The organism is Moorena sp. SIO3I6, assembly GCF_010672095.1.
Genome location: NZ_JAAHHU010001071.1, coordinates 1 through 1,717 on the forward strand (window position 1 = coordinate 1; position 1,717 = coordinate 1,717).

Annotated in this window: 2 protein-coding genes; one reads left to right on the top strand and one right to left on the bottom strand. The window is 42.9% G+C overall.

Going from position 1 to position 1,717, the window contains the following annotated elements:
• Positions 1 to 621, top strand: a 621-nt coding sequence (locus F6K49_RS46215; protein WP_293109151.1) for a hypothetical protein, incomplete at its 5' end; no start/stop codon positions are given.
• 342 nt (positions 622 to 963) lie between these two features.
• Here F6K49_RS46215 and F6K49_RS46220 read toward each other — a convergent pair.
• Positions 964 to 1,716: an MBL fold metallo-hydrolase gene (locus F6K49_RS46220; RefSeq protein WP_293109153.1), complete on the bottom strand. Its 753-nt coding sequence runs from the start codon at positions 1,714 to 1,716 to the stop codon at positions 964 to 966.
• Position 1,717: the final 1 nt, after the last annotated feature.

Consider the following 1,717-nt stretch of genomic DNA (forward strand, 5'->3'; position numbering starts at 1 on the left):
AATGCTACTGTAGCTGGGTGGCAGGACTCTTCCCGGAAGTCAGCTACCATTGAGTCTGAGTTAGACACTATCGAGCAAGCTCTTCAGGAAAAGGAAAAGTTAATTCAACAACTACAAGTTTCAACATCCGAGCTGAACACAGAGAAGCAAGAGAAGCTAGAGAATGTGGTCGCTTATGAAGAAGTAAAATTTGCTGAGGCTGCCAGTTTACCGATGGCAAAGAAGGTTTCTGGGACTGTGGTGATGGAGAAACCGATAACAGTTATGGAACCGTTAGTAATTACCGAGGAACCAGTGCTTGAAAACCTAGGGATGTCATGGCAGCAGAGTAAGGTAAAAGCTGGAATCTATCAGTTTGCCTCTGCTCAAACTTTTTTAGGCTACACCAAGGGATGCAGTCGGCTACAGGGGGGAACCCCCATTCGCGATCGCATCCAGAATACGTCTTCTGCTTCTGAACAATCCACAAGCATCAGAAATCCTCAAGTTTTGGCGAAAGACATTGTGCTAGTTGAAGCACTCCAAAGTCAAATCTACAACCTATCGGCTCAGCTAGAATCTCTCCAAACATCTCTAAAAGCAGCACCCCAAGTATCTGACCAAGCTCAAGTTGCAGCTTAGATAATAAGTAAGCTATCAGCTATCAGCTATCAGCTATCAGCTAACAAACTATCAGCAGAACTTTATAGGCGGTCTTTACTGTAAAAAGACCGCCTATGACTATAACAAGCATGTTATGTTAATTACAGTTAATCACTTTTAAAGTCAGTTATTTTATGACAGTTAATTGTTAATTAGTAATTGGCAATTTTATTTTTATAAATGATATAGCTTTGATCATACTGTTGATCATGCTTATGAGGTAAATTCAATTTTCTTCCCCCTACTCCCTACTCCCTACTCCCTGCTCCCTGCTCCCTAAAACCCAGCATTTTGTACCTCACCCCATTGATAATTACTATATTAAACTTTGCTCAGAGGCATTTTCCCATCCTTACGCTCAAGCAGATGTGACCTAGAGGATTCCACTAGCTCAATTGCCAGACCTTCCCGCGCCATAACCGTATTAGAAAACTCCTTAACAGCCTGTTCTCCGATATGGTCCAAAAAATCATCATTATGCAGGGGATCATGATGGAAAATGACTAATTTTTTGGCATTAGCAGCTCGAGCAACTTTGATAGCTTCCTGCCAGGTAGAATGTCCCCAACCCATTTTGCTCGATATCTCAGAGTAGTATTCTTCATCGGTGTAGGCAGCATCGTAAATCATCACGTCCGCATTATGGGCTAGCTGCAGGACATTTTTATCGAAACCCTCTTCGAGATGTTCTGTGTCAGTGATGTAGGCAGCTGAATAGCCTCGCCAGTTAACTCGATAGCCAACGGCTTCACCTGGATGGTTCAAGGGTGCATTTTCTATCGTAATCTCACCAATCTTGACTGTTTCTCCAATCTCAAGGTCATGGAACTCCTTTTTTGATTGCATAATTTGCAAGGGAACCGGAAAATTTGGGTGGGTCATCTGATCAGTTAGACGATTCTCGATGGTGGCACCGTTAGGAGCACGGGTGCCATAAATATGAAAACAATTCCTTTTAATAAAGGCAGGGGTAAAGAAAGGGAAACCCTGAATATGGTCCCAATGGGAGTGGGTAAAAAATAGATGAGCTTCTACTGGCATCTCCTTGAGTAGGGACTGTCCCAAAACTCGCAAC